The sequence below is a fragment of the Lentzea sp. NPDC058436 genome (genome assembly GCF_042721515.1).
Lineage (GTDB): Bacteria > Actinomycetota > Actinomycetes > Mycobacteriales > Pseudonocardiaceae > Lentzea.
Map to the genome: position 1 here is coordinate 61274 of NZ_JBHXLF010000009.1, position 19658 is coordinate 80931.

The 19658-nt window shown below is 69.0% G+C and carries 24 protein-coding genes and 1 pseudogene; 9 read left to right on the forward strand and 16 right to left on the reverse strand.

The genetic code is table 11. The features are described from left to right. Positions 1–26 precede the first annotated feature (26 nt). A pseudogene (locus ACFWN2_RS28250) lies at positions 27–1049 on the reverse strand (Cmx/CmrA family chloramphenicol efflux MFS transporter); the annotation flags it as partial. Between the two features lie 172 nt (positions 1050–1221). On the opposite strand from ACFWN2_RS28250, the gene ACFWN2_RS28255 reads away from it, so the two are divergent. Further along, positions 1222–1668: a hypothetical protein gene (locus ACFWN2_RS28255; protein ID WP_382432392.1), complete on the forward strand. Its 447-nt coding sequence runs from the start codon at positions 1222–1224 to the stop codon at positions 1666–1668. Here the strand turns inward: ACFWN2_RS28255 and ACFWN2_RS28260 are convergent. The 4 genes from ACFWN2_RS28260 to ACFWN2_RS28275 form a co-directional block, all read right to left on the reverse strand. After that, positions 1632–2423, reverse strand: coding sequence for a DUF1206 domain-containing protein (locus ACFWN2_RS28260; protein ID WP_382432394.1), 792 nt, complete (start codon positions 2421–2423; stop codon positions 1632–1634). The two genes, ACFWN2_RS28255 and ACFWN2_RS28260, sit on opposite strands and share 37 nt — an antisense overlap. Before the next feature lie 46 nt (positions 2424–2469). After that, positions 2470–4266, reverse strand: coding sequence for a VanW family protein (locus tag ACFWN2_RS28265; protein WP_382432782.1), 1797 nt, complete (start codon positions 4264–4266; stop codon positions 2470–2472). A 281-nt stretch (positions 4267–4547) separates the two neighbouring features. Beyond that, positions 4548–4841, reverse strand: coding sequence for a GroES family chaperonin (locus tag ACFWN2_RS28270; protein WP_382432784.1), 294 nt, complete (start codon positions 4839–4841; stop codon positions 4548–4550). A 36-nt stretch (positions 4842–4877) separates the two neighbouring features. Beyond that, positions 4878–6692, reverse strand: a complete 1815-nt coding sequence (locus ACFWN2_RS28275; RefSeq protein ID WP_382432396.1) for an NHL domain-containing thioredoxin family protein — start codon at positions 6690–6692, stop codon at positions 4878–4880. Positions 6693–7136: 444 nt separating this feature from the next. Between ACFWN2_RS28275 and ACFWN2_RS28280 the strand changes: the two genes are divergently transcribed. Next, positions 7137–7364 carry a hypothetical protein gene (locus tag ACFWN2_RS28280; RefSeq protein ID WP_382432398.1) on the forward strand — a complete coding sequence of 76 codons (228 nt, stop codon included), beginning with the start codon at positions 7137–7139 and terminating at the stop codon, positions 7362–7364. Positions 7365–7410: 46 nt separating this feature from the next. Here the strand turns inward: ACFWN2_RS28280 and ACFWN2_RS28285 are convergent, their stop codons facing one another. The 3 genes from ACFWN2_RS28285 to ACFWN2_RS28295 are packed head-to-tail and all read right to left on the reverse strand — an operon-like array spanning position 7411 to position 9277. Then, complete coding sequence (locus ACFWN2_RS28285) at positions 7411–7824, reverse strand: DUF4259 domain-containing protein (protein ID WP_382432400.1); 414 nt, start codon at positions 7822–7824, stop codon at positions 7411–7413. 18 nt (positions 7825–7842) lie between these two features. Next, positions 7843–8736 carry a pentapeptide repeat-containing protein gene (locus tag ACFWN2_RS28290; protein ID WP_382432402.1) on the reverse strand — a complete coding sequence of 298 codons (894 nt, stop codon included), beginning with the start codon at positions 8734–8736 and terminating at the stop codon, positions 7843–7845. Between the two features lie 22 nt (positions 8737–8758). Then, on the reverse strand, positions 8759–9277 hold the full coding sequence (locus tag ACFWN2_RS28295) for a hypothetical protein (protein WP_382432404.1): 519 nt from the start codon (positions 9275–9277) through the stop codon (positions 8759–8761). A 116-nt stretch (positions 9278–9393) separates the two neighbouring features. On the opposite strand from ACFWN2_RS28295, the gene ACFWN2_RS28300 reads away from it, so the two are divergent. After that, positions 9394–10446: an NAD(P)-binding domain-containing protein gene (locus ACFWN2_RS28300; protein ID WP_382432406.1), complete on the forward strand. Its 1053-nt coding sequence runs from the start codon at positions 9394–9396 to the stop codon at positions 10444–10446. Between the two features lie 4 nt (positions 10447–10450). On the opposite strand, the gene ACFWN2_RS28305 is transcribed toward ACFWN2_RS28300, so the two are convergent. Next, a complete protein-coding gene (locus tag ACFWN2_RS28305) occupies positions 10451–11119 on the reverse strand; it encodes a dienelactone hydrolase family protein (protein WP_382432408.1) in 669 nt (222 codons plus the stop codon). Positions 11120–11145: 26 nt separating this feature from the next. Then, entirely contained in the window at positions 11146–12063 is a 918-nt protein-coding gene (locus ACFWN2_RS28310) for an SDR family oxidoreductase (protein WP_382432410.1), read from the reverse strand. A gap of 97 nt (positions 12064–12160) precedes the next feature. On the opposite strand from ACFWN2_RS28310, the gene ACFWN2_RS28315 reads away from it, so the two are divergent. Both ACFWN2_RS28315 and ACFWN2_RS28320 read left to right on the forward strand, forming a co-directional pair. Beyond that, complete coding sequence (locus ACFWN2_RS28315) at positions 12161–12829, forward strand: TetR/AcrR family transcriptional regulator (RefSeq protein WP_382432412.1); 669 nt, start codon at positions 12161–12163, stop codon at positions 12827–12829. A gap of 7 nt (positions 12830–12836) precedes the next feature. Then, positions 12837–13610, forward strand: coding sequence for an HAD family hydrolase (locus ACFWN2_RS28320; RefSeq protein WP_382432414.1), 774 nt, complete (start codon positions 12837–12839; stop codon positions 13608–13610). Here the strand turns inward: ACFWN2_RS28320 and ACFWN2_RS28325 are convergent. From ACFWN2_RS28325 to ACFWN2_RS28345, 5 genes are all read right to left on the reverse strand, one after another. Next, the gene (locus tag ACFWN2_RS28325) at positions 13600–13944 is read right to left on the reverse strand and encodes an NTP pyrophosphohydrolase (protein WP_382432416.1); all 345 of its coding nucleotides are present in this window, start codon (positions 13942–13944) and stop codon (positions 13600–13602) included. The two genes, ACFWN2_RS28320 and ACFWN2_RS28325, sit on opposite strands and share 11 nt — an antisense overlap. A gap of 15 nt (positions 13945–13959) precedes the next feature. After that, the gene (locus ACFWN2_RS28330; protein ID WP_382432418.1) at positions 13960–15327 is read right to left on the reverse strand and encodes a S28 family serine protease; all 1368 of its coding nucleotides are present in this window, start codon (positions 15325–15327) and stop codon (positions 13960–13962) included. 52 nt (positions 15328–15379) lie between these two features. After that, positions 15380–16231 (reverse strand): NAD(P)-dependent oxidoreductase, encoded by an 852-nt coding sequence (locus ACFWN2_RS28335; protein WP_382432420.1) that lies wholly within the window; start codon positions 16229–16231, stop codon positions 15380–15382. Between the two features lie 229 nt (positions 16232–16460). After that, on the reverse strand, positions 16461–16607 hold the full coding sequence (locus ACFWN2_RS28340; RefSeq protein ID WP_382432422.1) for a hypothetical protein: 147 nt from the start codon (positions 16605–16607) through the stop codon (positions 16461–16463). Positions 16608–16757: 150 nt separating this feature from the next. Continuing rightward, the gene (locus ACFWN2_RS28345) at positions 16758–17951 is read right to left on the reverse strand and encodes an ATP-binding protein (protein ID WP_191297794.1); all 1194 of its coding nucleotides are present in this window, start codon (positions 17949–17951) and stop codon (positions 16758–16760) included. A 154-nt stretch (positions 17952–18105) separates the two neighbouring features. Between ACFWN2_RS28345 and ACFWN2_RS28350 the strand changes: the two genes are divergently transcribed. From ACFWN2_RS28350 to ACFWN2_RS28365, 4 genes are all read left to right on the forward strand, one after another. Continuing rightward, the gene (locus ACFWN2_RS28350; RefSeq protein WP_382432424.1) at positions 18106–18720 is read left to right on the forward strand and encodes an SIMPL domain-containing protein; all 615 of its coding nucleotides are present in this window, start codon (positions 18106–18108) and stop codon (positions 18718–18720) included. After that, positions 18720–18899 (forward strand): hypothetical protein, encoded by a 180-nt coding sequence (locus tag ACFWN2_RS28355; RefSeq protein ID WP_382432426.1) that lies wholly within the window; start codon positions 18720–18722, stop codon positions 18897–18899. The genes ACFWN2_RS28350 and ACFWN2_RS28355 overlap by 1 nt, the downstream gene beginning before the upstream one ends. 74 nt (positions 18900–18973) lie before the next feature. Further along, on the forward strand, positions 18974–19156 hold the full coding sequence (locus ACFWN2_RS28360) for a hypothetical protein (RefSeq protein ID WP_382432428.1): 183 nt from the start codon (positions 18974–18976) through the stop codon (positions 19154–19156). Then, on the forward strand, positions 19144–19356 hold the full coding sequence (locus ACFWN2_RS28365) for a hypothetical protein (RefSeq protein WP_382432430.1): 213 nt from the start codon (positions 19144–19146) through the stop codon (positions 19354–19356). The genes ACFWN2_RS28360 and ACFWN2_RS28365 overlap by 13 nt, the downstream gene beginning before the upstream one ends. Here ACFWN2_RS28365 and ACFWN2_RS28370 read toward each other — a convergent pair. After that, positions 19353–19613, reverse strand: coding sequence for a hypothetical protein (locus ACFWN2_RS28370; protein ID WP_382432432.1), 261 nt, complete (start codon positions 19611–19613; stop codon positions 19353–19355). The two genes, ACFWN2_RS28365 and ACFWN2_RS28370, sit on opposite strands and share 4 nt — an antisense overlap. Positions 19614–19658: the final 45 nt, after the last annotated feature.

Here is a 19658-nt window from a genome sequence, read left to right on the forward strand (position 1 = left end):
GCCCGTTTTTCGTTGCGTCAGAAGAACATCGGCCCCACCGCGGCACCCACGTTGAACGCCGCCGTCGCGTAGGAGCCCGCCATCGTGGGCGCGCCCGGCGCGTGGTGCAGGACGCGCGCGATCAACGTGCTGCCGACCGCGAAGGACAACGCGCCGAGCACGAACACCAATGCCAGCAACGTGATCGGCTCGCGGCCCAGCACGTCGAGGCTCAGCCAGCCGACGACGGCCAGCGGTCCGCCGAGCGCCACGACCGGGCGCGGTGACGAGTCGGCCAGCCTGCCGCCGACGGTGACGCCGAGGAACGAACCGGCGCCGAACAGCACCAGTGCGACCGGCACCCACCACTCGCTCAGGCCCGCGTTCGTCACCACCGGGGCCAGGAACGTGAAGTGGCCGAACGTCACCGCGTTCACCAGCACCGCGAGCACGATGACCACCACCAGCCGCGGCTTGGTGAGCTCAGCGAGCTCCGGGCGCAACGCGGGTGGCTCGACCCGCTCGCGCCGGGCCGGAATTCCTTTGAGGACACCGACAGCCGCCGGCACGCAGAGCACGGCGACCGCGAAGAACGTTGCGCGCCAACCCAGTGCGGTACCGAGCAACGCCCCTCCCGGTACGCCGGCCACGGTTGCCACGGTCGTACCGGACAGCAGCACGGCGAGCGCGCGCCCACGCCGTTGCGGCGGCACGAGCGCGGCGGCCGTTGTCAGTGCCACGGCGAGGAATCCGGCGTTGGCGAGTGCGGCGACCACACGGGAGGCCAGCAACACCGGGAAGCTCGTCGTGAGAGCGCCGGCGACGTGGGCTGCCAGGAACACGACGACGAACCCGAACAGGCTTCGGCGCGGAGGCCAGTTGCGGGCGAGCACGGCCATCAGGGGCGCGCCGACGGCCATGCCCGCGGCGAACGCGGAGGTGAGCAGACCGGCGGTGCCCACCGGTACGCCGAACTCGGCCGCGATGGACGGCAGCAGCCCGGCGAGCATGAACTCGGAGGTGCCCATGGCGAACACGGCCAGGGCGAGCAAGTACAGCGAAAAAGGCACGGAGGAGCTCCGGAGGGATGAAGGGTTTTCGGGGCTGACGGCTAGACCGCAGATCCGACCCTGGATGCCTCAGGACTCGACATGACAGGCACGCTAGCGTGACCGAGTCCCATCATGCAGCTTGATTTCGTTGTCAGTTGACAGGCCCTCGTTCGGAATCAAAGATTGCCGAGTGTTCCTGTACCTGCTGATTCTGTGCGCGGTCGTGGGCGTAGTGGCGCTCGCGACGATCGTTTTACGACGCCTGAAGAACCGGAAGGCGCGTCAGGACGCTCTGTGGTCCGGGTACCGGGAGCACATGGACGAGCTGCGGGAGGCGTCGCCGACGGCCGAACTGGCGAGGGTCGCGCAGGTCTACCAACGAGCGAAGAGCGGCACCAAGGCCGCGATCGTGTGGGAACGCACGGAGGTCGCGCAGGACTCGTGGTTCGAGGGGATGAACCCGAGTCCCGGCGACCTCCTGTTGCTGCGAGGCGGCCCCGGCTGGGGGCCGGACACCAGCAGCCCCAACGTCTTCTACATCGCGTCGGGGCAGGTGCTGTCCTCCATGACGGTCGAGGCCCAGGAGGCCGCGGACCGCCATCACTCCTTGAGGGCGCGCGCCGCCGCGAAGCAGTAGACGCCGAACGCCGCGATGCCGATCGCCACGGCGGACAGCAGGAACATGCCGTAGGGCTGCGCTGCCAACGTCTTCAGGGCCTTGTCCATGCCGCCGGACTGCTCGGGGTCCGCGTTGATGGCGGCGAGCCCGACGAGAACGCCGATCACGCCGTACGCGATTCCCTTGCCCAGCCAGCCGATCCGGCCGACGGGCTGGATCCACTTGGGCGAGCGGGACTTGTCGAGGTCCTCCTCGAAGGACAGCTTCACACCCTTGCGGGCGATGATCACGGCGATGACGAGGATGCCGATGGCGACCGCACCGACGATGAACTGACCGCCGGGCAGCGCGAGCAACTGCGCCGTGAGTTCCTTCTGCTGCTGGTTCTGGTCACTGGGACCACCAGACCCCGTCGCGAGCTTGAACGCACCGAACGCGATACCGGTGGCGGTGATGGCGCGGGCGCCGGCACCGACGCGCTTCGCGATGCGCTTGCGCTTCTTCGGGATGTAGTTGAAGCCCACGCACGCCTGCAGCACCTGCCACAGCGCGAAGAAGGCCAAGCCGATCCCGAGCAACCACAACGACCAGGCGCCGGCCGCGGCGATGTCGCCGAGCGCACCCTTCGAGTCGGCCTGTTCGGAGTCTCCGAACGCGACCTGGATCGCGAGCCACGCCACCAGGACGTGCACGACCCCGTACAACACCATCCCCGCGCGCCCCAGCGTCTGAACGACGGGGTGTCTTCGCGCCTCATGCGCAACAGTGGCCACGAACGGGTGAATACCCGCGCGTGGCCACTGTGAATCCGAAATTTCCTCAGCCGCCGGGCGGCGGCTCGCAGATGATCTTGAACTGCGGGTCGTACTTGACCGTGCGCGACTCGTTGCGCGACTGGCCGTTGCGGCGGTCCGTGATCGTGCGGGTGTCGGTCACCGAGAAGCCGGGGGCGCCGTTGCTCGGGGCGCAGCCGGCCTTGTTGACCTTCTTCTCCTGCGGCTGGGTCGGGTTGAACTCGCCGCTGGTGGAGCCGGTGACGTCGTAGTTCTTGGTGCCCCAGAGCTTGATGGTGATCGACGAGCCGGTCCAGATCGTCTGGATGGCGACGCCCGTGTCGTCCGGGTTCGTGAACGCGATGTCGATCAGGCTGTTGCCCGCGTTGTCCATGAACACGGTGGCCTCGCGGCCCTTCGGGTACCGCGTGATCCAGTAGCTGTGCTCCCGGTGGCCCGCGTCCTTCATGCCCGCGTAGTAGTACGAGTTGTACAACGTGGTCGCGAACTGCGAGATGCCACCGCCGACCGCCATGCCGGGGATGCCGTTCTCGATGATGCCCGCCTCGACGTAGCCCTGCGCGGTACCGCGCGGACCCGTGTACTTGTTGAGGCTGAACGTCTCCTTCGGCTTCACGATCGCGCCGTTGACCTTCTCGGCCACGACCCGGATGTTGACGCCGGAGGCGGGGGCGAAGCCACCGGTCGAGAACTCGCCGATGACCTCCTTGATGCCCATCTTGTTCGCCTGCTCGGTGGTGACCTTCGCGGGCGTGTGCTTGTACTCGAACTTGACCTCGCGCGCGTCCTTCTTCTTGACCGTGTCGAAGTAGGGCTGGAGGTTCTTGTCCCAGTCGAGGTCGAGGCCGTCCACCGAGGGCTTCACCGTGGGCTTGCCGCCCTCGAAGACGATCTCGGCGTCCTTGCCCTCCTTGATCGTGTCCTTGAGCTGCGGCGTCGTGAACTCGGCGAGCTTGTCCTTGTTCGGCGTGACGTTCAGCGCGCCGCCGTCACCGGGCGCGAACGCCAGCGTGGCGCCGATCTGCTCGGGCGTGAGCGTCGCGTCCTTGCCCTCGCCCTTGATCACGACGGGGCCGGACACCGCGGTCTTCACGACCTCGTTGAGCGCCTTCTCGACGCCCTCCTTGGTCGTCTTGACCGGGGTGAAGTCCATCGGGACGTCGACGGGGCTGCCGGAGGCCCAGTTCGCGACGACCGCGCTCGCGGCGTCCTCGGCCTTGAGCTTCTGGCCGTCGTGCGGCTCGACGGCGACGGGGTTCGCGCCCTCGAACTTGATGGTGCCCTCGATCGGGTCGTGGTCGAGCTTGGGGCGCAGGGCTTCGAGCGCGCCGGAGACCTTCGCGTCGTCGGCCTTCGTCGCGACGCCGACCTCACGGCTGGTGAAGAACGAGGTGACGCGCGTGAACGGGCTGAGCGGCTGGCTGCCGGCGCGGTCGATCGTGGCGTTCCAGTCGAGCTCCAGACCCGCTGCCTTCGGGTCGAGCTCGGCGGTCACGTCGCCTGCCTTGAGCGCGACGGGCTTGCTCAGGCGCGGGCCGATCTCGTCGCGGAGCTTCTTCTCGGCGTCGCCGTGGTTCATACCGCCGACGTCGACGCCCGCCACCGTCACGCCGCGCGGCACGTTGCCGCTCGACACGAGGATGTCCAGGCCGTAGAGCAGGCCGAACGCGCCGACCACGGCCGCGGCCACGATCAGCGCCTTCTTCCGGTTGAACTTCGGCTGCGCCTCGTCCTCGCCCGGCTCGATCATCACGGGCCCGTAGACGCCGGTCTCCTGCGGCTGGGGCTGCGGCTGCGGTTCGGGCGGCGGCACCGGCTTCATGTACTCGGTGGCGGCGTCGCCCGCCGGGAAGCCGACACCGGGCAGGGCCGCGGTGATGGTCGGCTCGTTCGAGTCCGGCTCCTCAGACGGCCACGCCTCGGTCGAGACGTCCACCTGGACCGGAGTGATCTTGGTCGTCTGCTCGGAGGACGTGCCGCCGGGACCCACCGGAGGCATCGCTCTCGTCTTGTCAGCGTCGTACGGCACAGCTCTCCCCGTTGCCCTGTCTCCTGAGGTGGCGTATGTGTGCAGCTATCAGGCGCAGTTCACGAACCGGCGACTCACAGGTACAACCCAGTACCGTGGTCGGTCGGCTCAGTCGCAACCGCGTGCAGATCGCGTTCCCTCATCACGAGATACGTGGTGCCCTGCACCTCGACCTCAAGCTGATCTTCCGGGTTGAACATCACCCGGTCGCCGACCTTCACGTGGCGCACGCTGGTACCGACTCCGAACACGTCACCCCACGCCAACCGCTTCGCCATCTGGGCCGTAGCGGGGATCACGATGCCACCGCTGGAACGCCGCTCGCCGTCCTCGGGCGAGATGCGGACCATCACACGGTCGTACAGCATCTGGATCTCGAGCTTGACATCAGGCACCAGCAGAGTCTACGTGCCCTGCCGACCCTCCTCGTCCATGCCGCCCATGAGCAACGGGAGCCTGGTGGGTGCATCGGCAACCACTCGAACGGGCACTCCCCAGTCCTGCCTGGTCAGACGGCAGACGGGGTGTTCCTCGGCCGGATCGTCACTACAACTCGCGGCCTGCGCGACGACGTGCAGCACGCCGTTCGTGACCTGATCGTTGATCCGCAACGCGCGTACCAGTTCGGTGGTGACCCCCGCGCCGTCGAGAATCAGCTCCGGGGGTGAGCTGGTGATCTCCAGACGCGTTGAGGGACCGTACCTTTCGTCCAGTTTGGTGCCTTTGGGCGGGGTGAAGACGACGGCGAGCTCGAACTCACCGGCCCTGATGTCGGTGGACGGGCGCTTCACCTCGTGGGCAGCGCCGTCGATCTTGACGGCGGAGGCGGCGAACCGTTCGAGCCGGTGCGCGGCCGACGCGACCACGACGAGCTCGTCGTCGACCACGAGCGCGTCGGACGGCTCGGCGACGTCCGTGGCGATCGTGGTCAGCTCGGCGGTCTCGGGGTCGAAGCGCCGGATCGCGTTGTTGTAGGTGTCGCTGATGACGACCGAGTGGTCGTTCAGGACCGTGACGCCCAGCGGGTGCTGCAGCAGGGCCTCGTCCGCGGCGCCGTCCTTGTGCCCGAACGCGAACAGCCCCTTGCCGACGACCGTGGTGACCTCGCCGTTCTCCAGGTAGCGCAGCGCGCTCGTCTCGGAGTCGACCATCCACAGCCGGTCGCCGTCCGCCGCGAGCCCGGACGTCTGCGCGAAGAACGCCTGGTCCGCCGGTCCGTCGTTGATGCCCTCGACGGTGGTGCCGGCGAGCCTGCGGACCGTGTTGGCCTCGGGGTCGAAGAAGCTCAGCGTGTGGTTGCCGGCCATGGCGATGGCGACACCGCCGTTCCACCAGGCGACGTCCCACGGGCTCGTCAGCTCGATCTTGTCGGCGGGCCCGTCGGTCTCGCCGTCACGCCACTGCTCACCGGTGCCCGCGAGGGTCGTGACCTCGCCGGTGTCGAGGTCGAGGCCGCGGAGGAGGTGGTTCACGGTGTCCGCGACGACGACCTGGTTGGTGCCGGGGACGAGCGCGAGGCCGGCGGGCTCGGAGAAGGTCGGTGTTGCTCCGTCCTGGCGGCCGCGCTCACCGGTGCCGATGCGGCGGATGACGGTCTCGCCGTCCGCTTCGAGCTCGACGATGCTGTGGTGGGCGGAGTCGCTGACGAGGATCGTGTTCCGCGGCGTGACGATCGCCTTGGCGGGGAAGCGGAGCGTGGTGTTCTCCGGCTCCGGCGCCTGGTACGGACCGGTGCCGCGGTGCAGCGTGCCCTTCTCGTCGTGCTCCTCGACGAGTTCCTTGATGATCGTGCGCAGCGCCTCGACGTGGCCCTCACCCGCGGCGACGTGGACGACGTAACCCTCGGGGTCGATCAGGTTCAGCGTCGGCCACGCCTTCACGGCGTAGTTCTGCCAGGTGGTGAGCTCCGGGTCGTCGAGGACCGGGTGGTGCACCCCGTAGCGTTCGACGGCGGCCCTCAGCGCCTCGGGGTCGGCCTCGTGGACGAACTTCGGCGAGTGCACGCCGATCGTCACCAGGACGTCCTCGAACTCCTTCTCCAGGGGACGCAGCTCGTCGAGGACGTGCAGGCAGTTGATGCAGCAGAACGTCCAGAAGTCGAGCAGCACGATCTTGCCGCGCAGGTCGGTGAGCCTGATCTGCTCGCCGCCGGTGTTCAGCCAGCCGCGTCCTACCAGCTCAGGGGCACGGACACGGGCACGGCGCTTGGGGGTGCTCACGGCCGTATCCAACACTGTGGACGGTTGCGCTGTTCCGGCGTCCACATCGTGGACCCCCGAACAGCGCAGGGACTTTAGTCCCGACTTTTATTTCAGCCGATGAAGAATCCAAGTGAAGACGCCGGTAAAAGCGTCGGCGATCTCACGACTTGCTCCTCACAATAGGTCTTTCGACCCTACGTTTCCCCCCGCGAAGACCCTGTTTAATCCACCTAGGTCGTAACGCAGGGATGACCACGAGGACGGAGGCTCTGTCACCACCGGGACAAGCGGAGTGTTGCCGCGCGAATCGCAAGCCGACACTCGATGTCCACTGACGAGATGCGCACTTCATGGCGCCTGTTCCAGTTCCTCCTGCAACCTGCCCGCCGCCCTTCAAGGGCTTATTCAGCATGGCCAGATATAGCACATGCAATGTCATATTCTCTGCCCAGGAGGCCAACGATGCGGGGCCAGGTAAGTCAGCAGTCGTCGCCAGATCCGTTCTGGGATTTTGCGACGCAAGCTCTTCCGTACGCCTTCGCACTAGCGGTGGTCATGGCCGTGCTGTTGTTGAATCGTGGGAAGATCAAAGTTGTCCTCTTCCGGATCTTCGAACTCAGCCACAGCGACCAGGCAGAGCCGAACGCGACGGGCCAAGCCGGGCAGAACCCGGAGCCTCCGCAGGCATGAGGTGCGACGCCTGGCACCCGACCCCGGCCCCACCCGCCAGCGTTGATCAGGTGAGAAGAACGGCCTTCAGGTCGGCCACGCTCTGCCGCCACTGCGGCCCGTACTCGGTCTCGTCCCACAGCTCGACGAGCTCGGACTCCGGAGCCAGCACCCGGTCGAGCGCCTGAACGGCGAGCGCTCGCAGGTCTGCGGGGAACACCGGCAACGGATTGTCCGGGCCGTACGCCGTGGTGACCGGAGTGCCGCCCGGCAACTGTGCGGCGATCAGCGCGGCCGAGGCCACGGCCTGGCAGGCCTCGTAGCTGTCGAGGAACTCGTCGGACTCGATCGTGCTGGTCAGCGCGGTGCGGATGATGCTCTCGCGTTCCGCTTCCGCTGCCGCGTCCAGCTTGCCGGAGAAGTCCGCGGCGGTGTCGTTGTCGAAGTGTCCGACGTCCCAGGTGCCCATGCCGGTGATCATGGCAGGCACCCCTGACAATTACGGCAGCTTCAGTCCTGGCTTCTCGCCTTCGTCGAAAATCGGCGCCACCTTGACGACGGCCTCCGAGAGGTCCACCTCGCCGCCTGCGAACCTCGCGCCCCTGAACGAGACCTCGCCGGCGTTGAACTCGGCGCCCTCGAACTTCACGCGGCCGCCGGTGAACCGCGCGTCGTGGAACGTGACCCGTGCGCCGCCGAAGGTCGCGCCGCCGAACCACACCTCGCCGCCGCTCACCCTCATGCCGTCGAACGACACCCAGCCGCCGGGGAAGCGCGCCAGGCTGAGCACCAGGTTGCCTCCGCTCACGTGCACGCCGGCGAAGTCCGCCGCGCGCAGGACGGCCCTGGTCAGGTGGAAGTCGTGGCCCTGCCAGCTCACCGGGGCGCCGTCGCGGAGGTGTGCGGTGATCAGGCTGGTGACCGACAGGCGCACCTCGGTCTCCTCGTCGTGGTCCCACTCGGAGTCGAGCGACGGCTCGTACGGGATGCGGAGGTACGCGCACAACACGTCGATGCACGTCTGGCGTTGCTCGGTCCACTCGTCGGCGAGCGAGGCCATCGCGTAGAGGCCCGCGAGTCGCACGGTGGGCTTGTCGTGGCCGATCTGGTTGCAGGCGGTGGCGAAGCGCTCGTTGAGGACCTTCGCGTGTTCGCGCTTCTCGGCCGACTCGCTGATGCGTTGTTTGCGGTAGGCCACGACCAGGGCGACCACGCCACCCACGCCGGCGACGACCGACAGCGCGATCTTGATGATGTCGACTCGGGTGTTCAGGGCGGTCGGGAGGCCCAGCGCCAGCCAGAGGAGGGCGGCGGCGACGGCGAAGACCGTCAGGCCGATCAGCACCACCGCGCTGATGTGCGTCCGGATCGAGCGGAGTTCGCGATCAGCCACGGCGCGAGAGTAGTGGCGGAGGTCAGGTGCTGGTGTCGTATCTGAAGATCACGCTGGGGGTGACGTCTCCCCAGTGCACGACGACGCGGGTCTGCCCGCCCTTGGTGTGCCGCATCGTCATCGTGAGCGGGGCCCACGTGCCACCGGGCTCGGCGACGCCGGTCGAGGTGCACGCGATGTCGCGCCCGCCCTCGCACTCCCAGCCCTCGCCACCGACGGTCAGGTCGCCTTCGCCGTCCATGTCCTCGACGACGAAACGCAGCCGGGCGTCCGACTGCGGTGTGCTGCCGGTGTTGCGCGGGGTGAGCGTGAAGTCGATGGGCTGCACGCGGTAGACGAAGCCCATCTCCTCCGGGGAGTTCTGCCACTCGCGGACGCCCTTGACGTCCGTGGTGATCTCGAACGGCTCCTGCCTCGGCGGGGTCGGCGGCATGGTGGTGGACTCGCCCGTCGGTTCGGTCGTCCTGGGTGGGGCTGGTGCGGCCTGGGAGGTGCAGGCGGCCAGCAGCAGCGTCAGTGCCGACACCGCGATGAGCCTCATGGACCCAGCGTAACGGCGTGCCGCTCGTCCGGCGCGTCCGCAGAGCGGGAAGGTCGGCCGGAACTCGCCGGTAGCGTTCATGATGGACGCAGACCGCCCGTCTGAACCTTTTCGCCGTGAACGGCGTAAAGGACGCCGGGAGGTGCGTGATGGTGGAGTACCTGGTGGTCGGTGCGGGTCCGGCGGGCTTGCAGATGGGGCGCTTCCTGCACGGTGCGGGCCGCGACTACGTGATCGTCGAGGCGGGGCCGGAGCCTGCGGGCTTCTTCCGGAGGTTCCCCCGGCACCGCGTCCTGTCGACGGACGACAACTCGCTGTTCGACGGCGTGCCGTTCGCGCGCTACAGCAAGCGTTCCTTTCCCGACGCGGACGACCTCGTGCGGTACCTGGAGGACTTCGCGCGGCCGTTGAACATCCGCTACAACACCCCGGTCACCGACCTGGGCGACCACGGCGCACGGCACGTCGTCGTCGCGACCGGCAAGAAGCCGCACGTGCCGGGCATTCCCGGCATCGAGCACGCCGAGACGTACGGGACCGCCAGCACCGATCCGACGGCGTACGCGGGGAGGCGGGTGCTGATCGTCGGACGCGGGCACAGCGCGTTCGAGACGGCGGACAACATCGCCTCCACGACGCGGCTCACGCACGTCGTCGGGCGCGAGGTGCAGCGGATCGTCAAGGAGGGCGACGAGTTCGTCGCGACGATCGACGGGACCGGCGAGCTGCGGTACGACGACGTCATCGCGTGCACCGGGTTTCGCAGGGACACGGCACTCGACGCGCCCGGCGTGCACGTGCTCACCGGCGACTCGATCAAGGCGATCCGGCACGCCGCCAGGGCGTTGCACAGGTCGCTGGAGGCCGAGCACCACGGGGTTCCATGGCCCCACCGCAGGCTGCGCAACCGCCCGGACGCGCTGGCGGCGACGATCGCGACGCGGGCCGGCGAGATCCCGGACGGACTGGCGGACGTCGTTGTGACGCAAGGACAACACGCGCTGCTCTACGACGAGATGCCCACGACCGAACGCAACGGGTTCGTCGTCACGAGCACGCAGGTGAGGCATTACCGGCGCAACGAGCTGATCGCCGTCGAACGCCGGTTGCACCGCAAGCCGCTGGAGAGGTTCTTCTCGCAGCAGCTCGCGGTGCCGTGCATCGCCTGATGCGTCAGGCGGGCAGGGTGCGCTTGAGGAACAGCGCGGTGAGGTCCCACGCCCGGTCGGCGGCGGCCTGGTCGTACCAGGGACCGAGGTGGTTGAGGAACGCGTGCCCGGCGGGTTCCAGGTGGATCTCGGCGTTCTCGTGCTCCTCGGCCGCGTCCACGACCTGCTGGTAGCCGGTGATGAACTCGTCCTCGGTGCCGAAGTGGAACAGGATCGGGCACGAGACCTGACCCAGCGCGCCGATCTGGTCCGGCACGCCCGAGCCGTAGAACGACACGGTGGTGTCCGGGTCGGAGGCGACGGCGGCCGCGTACGCGAGGGTGCCGCCGAGGCAGAAGCCGAGCACGCCGACACCGCCCGTGACCTCGGGCAGGCCGCGCAGGTACTGGATCGAGGCGACGACGTCCTGCACGGCGAGCGGGAAGTCGAGGTTGCCGACGACCTCCATCGACCGCTGGATGCCCGCCTCGTCGTGCTCGCCCACCCAGCCCGGCTGGAAGCGGTGGAACAGCTCGGGCACGGCCACGACGTAGCCGAGCGCGGCCAGCTTCTCCGCGACGCCCTCCAGGTAGCCGTCCAGGCCGAAGATCTCCTGGACCAGCACGATGCCGGGGCCGGAGCCGGACTCCGGCAGCCAGATCGGCAACGGCATCTCGTCAACTCGATGGGTCATGCGTCGATCCTGCCCGAGGATCGCGATCAACGACCGGCGACCTCCACCGACGTGCCGGTCAGGCGCTCGGCCTCGGCCCACAGGCGTGCGGCCACGGCCTTGTCCCGCGCGGTCCTGGGCGTCGAGGCGGGCCTGGTCGGACCCACGAGCGCCCAGCGCGGCCCGTAGTAGCCGCCGGCGACGGCACCGGGGTCGGCGGCCGCGTACAGCAGCGGTTCGGTGCCCTGCTCGACGCCCTGCGAGGGGATGACCCGATAGCCGATCGACTCGACGAGACCGGGCTTGCCGCCGTTGAGGTGCGGGCCGGAGGTCATCAGGTTGGTGCGGGTGTAGCCGGGGTGCGCGGCGACCGACAGCAACGGCCAGCCGCGTTCGGCCGCCAGGTCCGCGAGGTGCAGCGTCATCAGCAGGTCGGCGAGCTTCGTGCGGGAGTAGGTCAGCGTCGGGCTGTACCGGCGGCGTCCCTGGAGGTCGTCGAAGTCGATCCGCCCGCGGTACGCGGCGCCGCTGCTCATCGTCACCACACGAGGCGCGGGCGCGGCCAGCAGCAACGGCAGCAGCCGGACGGTCAGGGCGAACGGGCCGAGGAAGTTGCTGGCGAACTGGAGTTCGAAGCCGTCGACGGTCTCGGTCCGCGCGGGCACGTTCATCACGCCCGCGTTGTTGACCAGCACGTCCAACGGCCTGCCGTCGGCGACCAGGTCGTCGGCGAACGTGCGCACCGACGCCTGGTCGGCCAGGTCGAGCCGCCGGACCTCGACCAGAGCGCCGGGATGTGCGGCCCGGATCTCCGCCGCGGCCTGTTCGCCCTTGGCCTCGGTGCGCACGGCGAGCACGACGTCCGCCCCTGCTCCCGCCAGGCGCTTCGCCGCCTCCTTGCCGGTGCCGCTGTTCGCGCCGGTGACGACGACGCGCTTTCCGTGCTGGTCAGAAACCTGGTACATCGTTGCCCCTCGTTAGATACCGCCGGTCTCTTATGTCGCCAACATAACGGACCGCCGGTCTCTTAGTAAAGTACCGACGGTCTGTAACATGCGTGACATGAGCTTCCAGCGGGCGCGCACCGACGAGCAGCGCAACGAGCGGCGGCGGCAGATCCTCGCCACCGCGGCCGCGATGCTCACCGAGATGCCGGTCGCCGAGGTGACCCTCACCGCGCTCAGCCGCCGGGTCTGCCTGGCCAAGGCCAACGTCCTGCGCTACTTCGAGTCGCGGGAGGCGGTGCTGCTGGCACTGCTGGAGGCGGAGATCGCGGACTGGATCACCGAACTGGAGTCCGCGGAGATCCCGGGCGGCCCGACCTGGGAACGCGGAGAACGGCTGGCCGAACTGCTGGCCACCTCGCTGACCCGCCGGCCGGTGCTGTGCGACCTGATCAGCGCCCAGTCCACGGTGCTGGAGCGCAACATCTCCGCCGAGACGGCGTTGCAGCACAAGCGGGCCGTCCACGGGTACCTGGAGACGCTCGTCCGCTTCACCGGACGGCACCTGCCCGAACTGGGCGACGCGGACGCCGTCACCCTGATGCAGACGGTCATGCTGACGGCGGTCGCAGCCTGGCCGGGCAGCCGTCCCCCGCAGGCGGTCCTCGACGCCTACGCCGCCGATCCGGCGCTGGCCGTGATGTGCGTCGACTTCGCGGACGTCGTGCGCCGCACCGCCGAAGTGACCGCTTCGGGTCTTCTCGCCCGCGAGCGCCAGCCCCGATAATCGGCCGATGATCAGGTTGATCGCGACCGACCTCGACGGCACGCTGCTGCAACCCGGCGGGGTGCTGAGCGACCGCACCCGCGCCACGCTCCACGCCGTCGACGCGGACGTCGTGGTCGTCACGGCCAGGCCGCCGCGGTTCGTGCAGAACCTCGAACTGACCGGCACGGCCATCTGCTCCAACGGCGCGATGATCTACGACCTCACGAACCGCGAGGTCACTCACGCGCAGACGGTGCCGCTGGACGTCGTGCGCAAGGTGTCGGAGGCGTTGGCCGAGGTGATCCCCGACGTCGGGATCGCGGTCGAGACCGGCATGGAAGTGTTGTCCGAGCCCGGTTTCCAGGGTTTCGGGCCGAAGAATCCACACAGGACGCTGGAGCTGCTCGAACACGTCTTCGCGGAGGCGCAGCAGGTCGTGCAGATGCTCGCGTGGGCGCCGGACGCCGAGGTGGACGCGATGATGGAGATCGCGCGGGAAGCCGTCGGGCAGCACGTCTCCGTCACGCACTCGGGCGGGCTCGGGCTGCTGGAGATCAGCCCGCCGGGCGTCTCGAAGGCCGCCACGCTCGAATCCCTGTGCAACACAAGGGGAATCGGCAAGCACGAGGTCGTCGCGTTCGGGGACATGCCGAACGACCTGTCGGTGCTCGGGTGGGCAGGCACGGCGTACGCGATGGGCAACGCACACCCGCTCGTGAAGCAGGCCTGCACCAACCACGCGCCGCCGAACACCGAGGACGGGGTCGCGCAGGTCCTCGAAAGGCTCTTCAGGATCTAGGCACCGAGGTGGGACCGGCCACCTCGGCACCCAGCGCCGTCACCCGCTGCCGCAGCTCGCGATCGGCGGTCACCACCGTCACCTGACGGCCTGCTCCTTCAGCCCGCACGACGTCAACGATCGTGTCGTCGCCATCACCGGGAGCGGCGACGACACGGACGTCGTCGATCGAGGAAACGTTGCGCGCCTTGCCTTCCACGACGAGGACGACCTCCTCGTCACGGCCGCGCAGGGCGTCGCGGAGGCGTTCGGCCGCGCCCGCCCTGTCGCGCCACCACCCGTCGGGGACCGATCCCACGACGTTGGCTGCGTCGACCACGAGCAACGGCTTCACGTCTCCCAGCGTGCCTCAGCCCCGGCGGGCCCGCAGCGCGTCCAGCGAGTCCGGGCCCTCGTCCACGGCAAGCGCCCCAACGGGAGCCGCGGACACACCGGCCCAGCGCAGCACGGCGGCCGTCGCGGCGGCACGTTCCTTCTCGGGCAGCTTGGCGATGTTCGCGCCGTGGTTGCCGGCGGGGACCGTGTACGACAACGAGTCACGCGTGCCCCAGCCGAGCCGGAACGGTTCCGCACTCCACGGGTCGTTCTGGCCGTTCACGAACAGCAGCCGCGAGCCCTGGTAGCGCACCCACGAGTCGATGTCGCGCATCGCGGAACGGTCGAAGCGCGGGAACTTGATGTCCGGCGACACCATCGAACGCGGCACCGACGAACCGGGGTAGCGCAGCAGGTCGCGCACGGCCGACTCGTCCGCCTCCGGCCAGCCGAGCTGCGTGCCCGCCTGGTAGTAGTACGCCGTGTAGGGCGCGACGCCCGCGTCGGTGTAGAAGTCCCAGCCCACGGTCGAGTCGATGAACTTCCACAGGTCGTCCACCGAGGCGCCGGCGCCAGGAACCAGCGCGCACTGCTCCTGGGTGCCGTACTGCCAGAACGTGAACGGCGTGTCCAGGACCAGGATCTCCAACGCCTTGTGCGCGTTGCCGAACTGCTTGTACGTGTAGCCGCGCGCTTCCAGCCGTGAGACGAACTCGTCGCGGTTCTGCAGGATCTGCCGTTGCACGCCTTCGAGCCGTCGGTTGCACGTCGGGTCGTTGCCGACCTTGCGGATGAACTCGCCGTAGACGTCGCGGTCGTTCACCACGTCGTTCGGCGCCACGTACGCGATGGTCGCGTCGACGTCGCGCGGGAAGTAGCGGCGGTGGTAGATCGACGTCATGCCGCCCTTGCTGGCCCCCGTCGAGAGCCACTTGGCGCCGTAGATCTTCTTGAACGCCAGCACGATCCGGTGGTGGTCGTTGGCGGCCTGCCAGATGTTCAGGTCGTCCCAGTCGGCCGGGGCGGGGCGCGACGGCGGGAAGAACCGCTGCTCGACGCTGATCTGGTTGCCGTCGACGAGCCTGGTGGGCTCGGACGGGCTCGGGCCGGACAGGTTGTAGCCGCTGGTGTGCAGCACCATCGGCTTCGACTCAGCCTTGTGCAGCAACGAGAAGCGCTGCTCGAACTGCAGCCCGCGCGGCTTGCGGTGGTCGGCGGGCTGCTGGATGCCGATGACGAACGTCCGCGCGGTGCCGGACGTCCCCTCGCTGATGATCCGCACGCCGGGGATGGCGGCGATGCGGTCCTTGATGTCGGGAGCGGCGGACACGACTGCGGCTGTCGCCACGACCTGTGCCGATGCCAGGCCGAACGCCAGCAGGGAGCGTACGAGTCTGTTCACCCGGCCAAACTATTGAGCCCGCACGCCCCGCCGGACCGGCCGATCGTCGGGCTTATTCGTAGCTGGCGAAGTAGGACGCCGCCATGTCCTCGTCACCGTGCCCGCCGTCGACCGCGCGCTTGAGACGTTCGGCGGAGGCCTGGGCGACGTCCAGCCGCACGTTCGCCCGTTCCGCCGCCTCGGCGACGAGACGGGCGTCCTTGAGCGCGTTCTCCGCGGTGAACGCGGGCTCGAACGAGCGGGCGATGATCGCGCCGCCCTTCGTCTGCAGGTACGGGGTGTCGATCGCGCCGCCGGACACGGCCTCCAGGAACAGCTTCGGGTCGAGCCCGGACGCCTCGGCCAGCGACACGGCCTCCCCGACGGCCGCGGTCAGGGCGAGCACCCAGCTGTTCGCGACGAGCTTCAGCTTCGACGACGCACCGGCTTCGCCGACCCACATCGTCCGTGCGCCGATCACGTCGAACACGAGCTGCACGCGCTCACGCAGTTCCTCGGCGCCGGACGCGAGCACGACGAGCTTGCCCTCGGCCGCCGGCTTCGTGCTGCCGAGCACGGGGGCGTCCACGAACTCCAGCCCGAGTGAGCGGGCGAGCGCGATGTGGTCCTCGGTGGCGTCGATGCCGACCGTGGACGCCTGGATCCACACGGCGTCGTGCGGCAGTGACGGCGCGGCGGCCTCGATGGCGGAGGTGACCGCGGGACCGTCGTTGAGCACCGTCAGCACCACCTCGACGCCCTCCACCGCGTCGGCGGGGCTGTCGGTGACGGTGGCGCCCTTCGCGGCGAGCGGTTCGGCCTTGGCGCGCGTGCGGTTCCAGACGCGGACGTCGTGTCCGGCCGCGGCGAGGTTGGCTGCGATGGGGGCACCCATGAGGCCGGTGCCGAGCACGGCGATCTTCATGTCCCCCAGCAAACAAGAAACCTCGCGGTGCTGCCAGGTCGGGGGTCCGACAGCACCGCGAGGTCAACAGTGACATCGGCGGACCGACGCGCGCTGTTACAACGCCATCATACTGTGGCGTGGATCACGTTTAACAGAATGAAACCCCTGGAGCGCGGGAGGTGCTCCAGGGGTTCCCGTTTGGGGAGGCACTCGCAACGGGGCGCCGCGCGAGTGCCGGGTCGGTAGGTCAGCGGAGGGTGGTGACCTGAGCCTGGGCGATCGCCATCAGCTCGTGACGCATGGACGGGGTGGTCGCCATGTCGATCGCGCGAGCCACGGCCTTCTGCTTGCGCGCCTCGGCACGGCGGGCGCGGAGCTTCGCTGCGAAGTTCATCTGGGTCTGCACTTCCCTCTGTGAGGTCTTGCTGGGCTGGTGACTCAAGTATGCACCTTCCCAGGCGTAAGTGCACGCGATTATCCGGTGAGGTGGGGCACATGCCGATGAATCATCGGCTGACAACGTGAACGACCGGACAACGGTCGGCTACTCCTCGCGGCCCAGCAGGAAGCGCCCGAAGTGGGGCACGGTGAACGCGATCTGACCCCGTTCCGCGCTGTAGACCAGGCCTTTCTTGATGAGCGAGTCCCGCGCGGGCGACAGCGACGAGGGCTTGCGACCCAGGTGGTCGGCGACCTGGGCGGTGTTGACGCCCGCATCCTTTCCGTCGGTCAACTCGGCCATCGACCGGAGATACTCGCGTTCAGCGGGCGTCGCACGCTCGTATCGGGAGCCGAAGAAGCCCACGGCCAGCTCCGCGTCGGCCTCCGGAGCTGCCACGGAGACGTCCAGCGCGGTGATCGGGTCGGCAGGAGCGGCGTCCCAGGCGGCCTTGCCGTAGGCCTGGATGAAGTACGGGTAGCCGCCGGACGCGTCGAACAACGCGTCGAGCGCCTCGTCGGTGATGCCCGCGTCCTCGCGTTCGACCGGGGCCAGCACGGCGCGGTCAGCGTCCTCGCGGCTGAGCCGGTCGATCCGGACGTAGCGGAAGAGGCGTTCCGAGTACGACTTGCTCGCGGACAGCACGGCGGGCAGGTGCGGCAGGCCGGCGCCGACGACGACCAGCGGCGCGCCGATCTGCGACAGCTCGTGGCAGGCCGCGCACAACGCGCTGATGTCGTCGGGCTTGAGGTCCTGCATCTCGTCGATGAGCAGCGCGACGCCCGTGCCGACGTCCTGCGCGAGCTCGGCGACGTCGGTGAACAGCTCGACGAGGTCGATCTCGATGTCACCGGAGTCGGCCCTGCCGCTCGCCGCGGGCACGTCGATGCCCGGCTGCCAGCGGTCGCGCAGCTTGGCGCCGTCCGGTGCGGCCCTCAGCGCGAACGCCTTCAGGATCCCGAGGATGGCCTCGACCCGGTCCGGCGCGCGGTGCCGGACCGCGAGATCCCGGATCGCCCGGTGCAACGCGGCGCTCAAGGGCCTTCTCAGGTCGGCGTCGGGCCTGGCCTCGACCTTGCCGGCGCCCCAGCCGCGTTTGACGGCCATCGACCGCAGCTCACCGAGCAGCACGGTCTTGCCGACACCCCGCAGCCCCGTCAGCACGAGGCTGCGTTCGGGACGGCCGCGGGCCACGCGTTCGAGCACCACCTCGAACGCACCGACCTCTTTGTCCCGGCCGGCGAGCTCAGGAGGCCGCTGGCCTGCACCGGGAGCGAACGGGTTGCGCACCGGGTCCATGGCTCGCACCGTATCCGCGTTTCTAGAGACCGCCCTAGAGACGCGCAGACTCGCGTCGAAATGCGGCCGGATGCCTCTGTCTACGTTTATCTAGTGATTGAGCAATAGAGCTGAATAGTTGCGGATGGTGGACGGTGCAGGTTGGCTGGCCCACGTGGCTGAAGTCGTGACGAAGGGGACCGGCGAGGTCGAGCGCACCGCCGACCGCGCCCAGGTGGACGTGACGTTCGAGGCTCTCGGCGCCGAACGCTCCGAGGCGGTGAGCACGCTCAACCAGCGCATTTCCGTCATCGAGCCGCTGCTCGAGGAGTTCGAGGTGCGTTCGCGGCAGCTGTCCGCGCACGACAACTGGGACAACAACCAGCGCGTCGGCAGCCGCGCGTCGCAGCAGTACGTGATCTGGGTGAAGGACCTCGACCGCCTCGACGCGCTGCTCGGCGAACTCGTCCAGGCAGAGCCGTCCTGGATCAACGGCCCGTCGTGGGCTCTGGTCGACGACACCGAGGCGATCCGTGAGGCGCAACGAGAGGCCGTCGCCGATGCATTGCGTCGCGCCGAGGGGTACGCGTCTGCCCTGGGGCGGCGGCTCGGGCCGTTGCTGCGGATCGGCGACACGGACGGTGGCGCGCACTACCAGCCGCGGATGATGAGCGGCGCGGCGTCGTTCGAGATGGCCGGGCCCGCCGGGATGGTGGACCAGCTGAACCTCAAGGCGCAGCAGATCACCGTGTCCGCGTCGTGCACGGCCGCGTGGTCGTTGCTCGACTGATGGAGACCGCGCTGGTTCTGGGCATCGGTGGGGTCGTGCTGCTCCTGCTGTGCCTCTTCACGACGTTCGTGCTGCTCGGGCGGCGGGTGCGGCGTGGGCGCGCGGAGGGGCGTTATCAGTACCGCGCCAAGCCGAACGGCACCTACGACAACTCGTCTTCGTGTTCCGGAGGCGTGTAGTTCTGAGGTCTGACGCGCGGATCATGCCTCGGCGTGATCCGCGGTGACGGCGCCGGTCCATAGCGTGCTGATCCATGCGGAACTTGTTGATCGGCATGGTCGTCGGGGCAGCGGTCATGGCGTCCATCGCGCCTGCTCACGCGATCATCGGCGGGGAGACGGCGACCGGGGAGCACACGTGGATCGCTGATCTCGGGCACGACGACGACGGGCACGGCTGCGGTGGCGGGCTGATCGCGCCGCAGTGGGCGTCGTAGCGGTCGCGAGCGTGCACAAGGGCGACTACGGCGACATCGGGCTGATCGAGCTCGAACGTCCCGTCGTCGAGGCGCCCGCGGTCGTCGGGCCGATGCCGGTGGCCGGGCCGATCCGGTTGCTCGGCTGGGGCATGGACGCGCAGGAGTCGCCCACGTCTCCACGGCACCTCAAGCAGCTCGACACCGAGCACGATCGCTAGTTCTCGGTGAGCGACTCCATGGCGTGGTGCACGGCGACGGCGTCGCGGTCGTCCGGACGTGCCCTGAGCCAGCGCTTGAGCCACTCGACGCGGCGCCGGGCGGCCGCTGCCAGCGTCAACGTGATGTAGGCGCGGCGTTCCCACTCGCGCGCCGACTTCATCGCGTCCGCGGCCGGCCGCCATTCGTCGCGCATCGTGCCGAAGAGCGCTCGGGCCAGCACCGGGTCTTGTTCGGGATCGATCTGCAGGTCGTGCATGCGCGCCACCCCCCGTACCGCCACGCCGCGGTCCAGTGAGTGTGC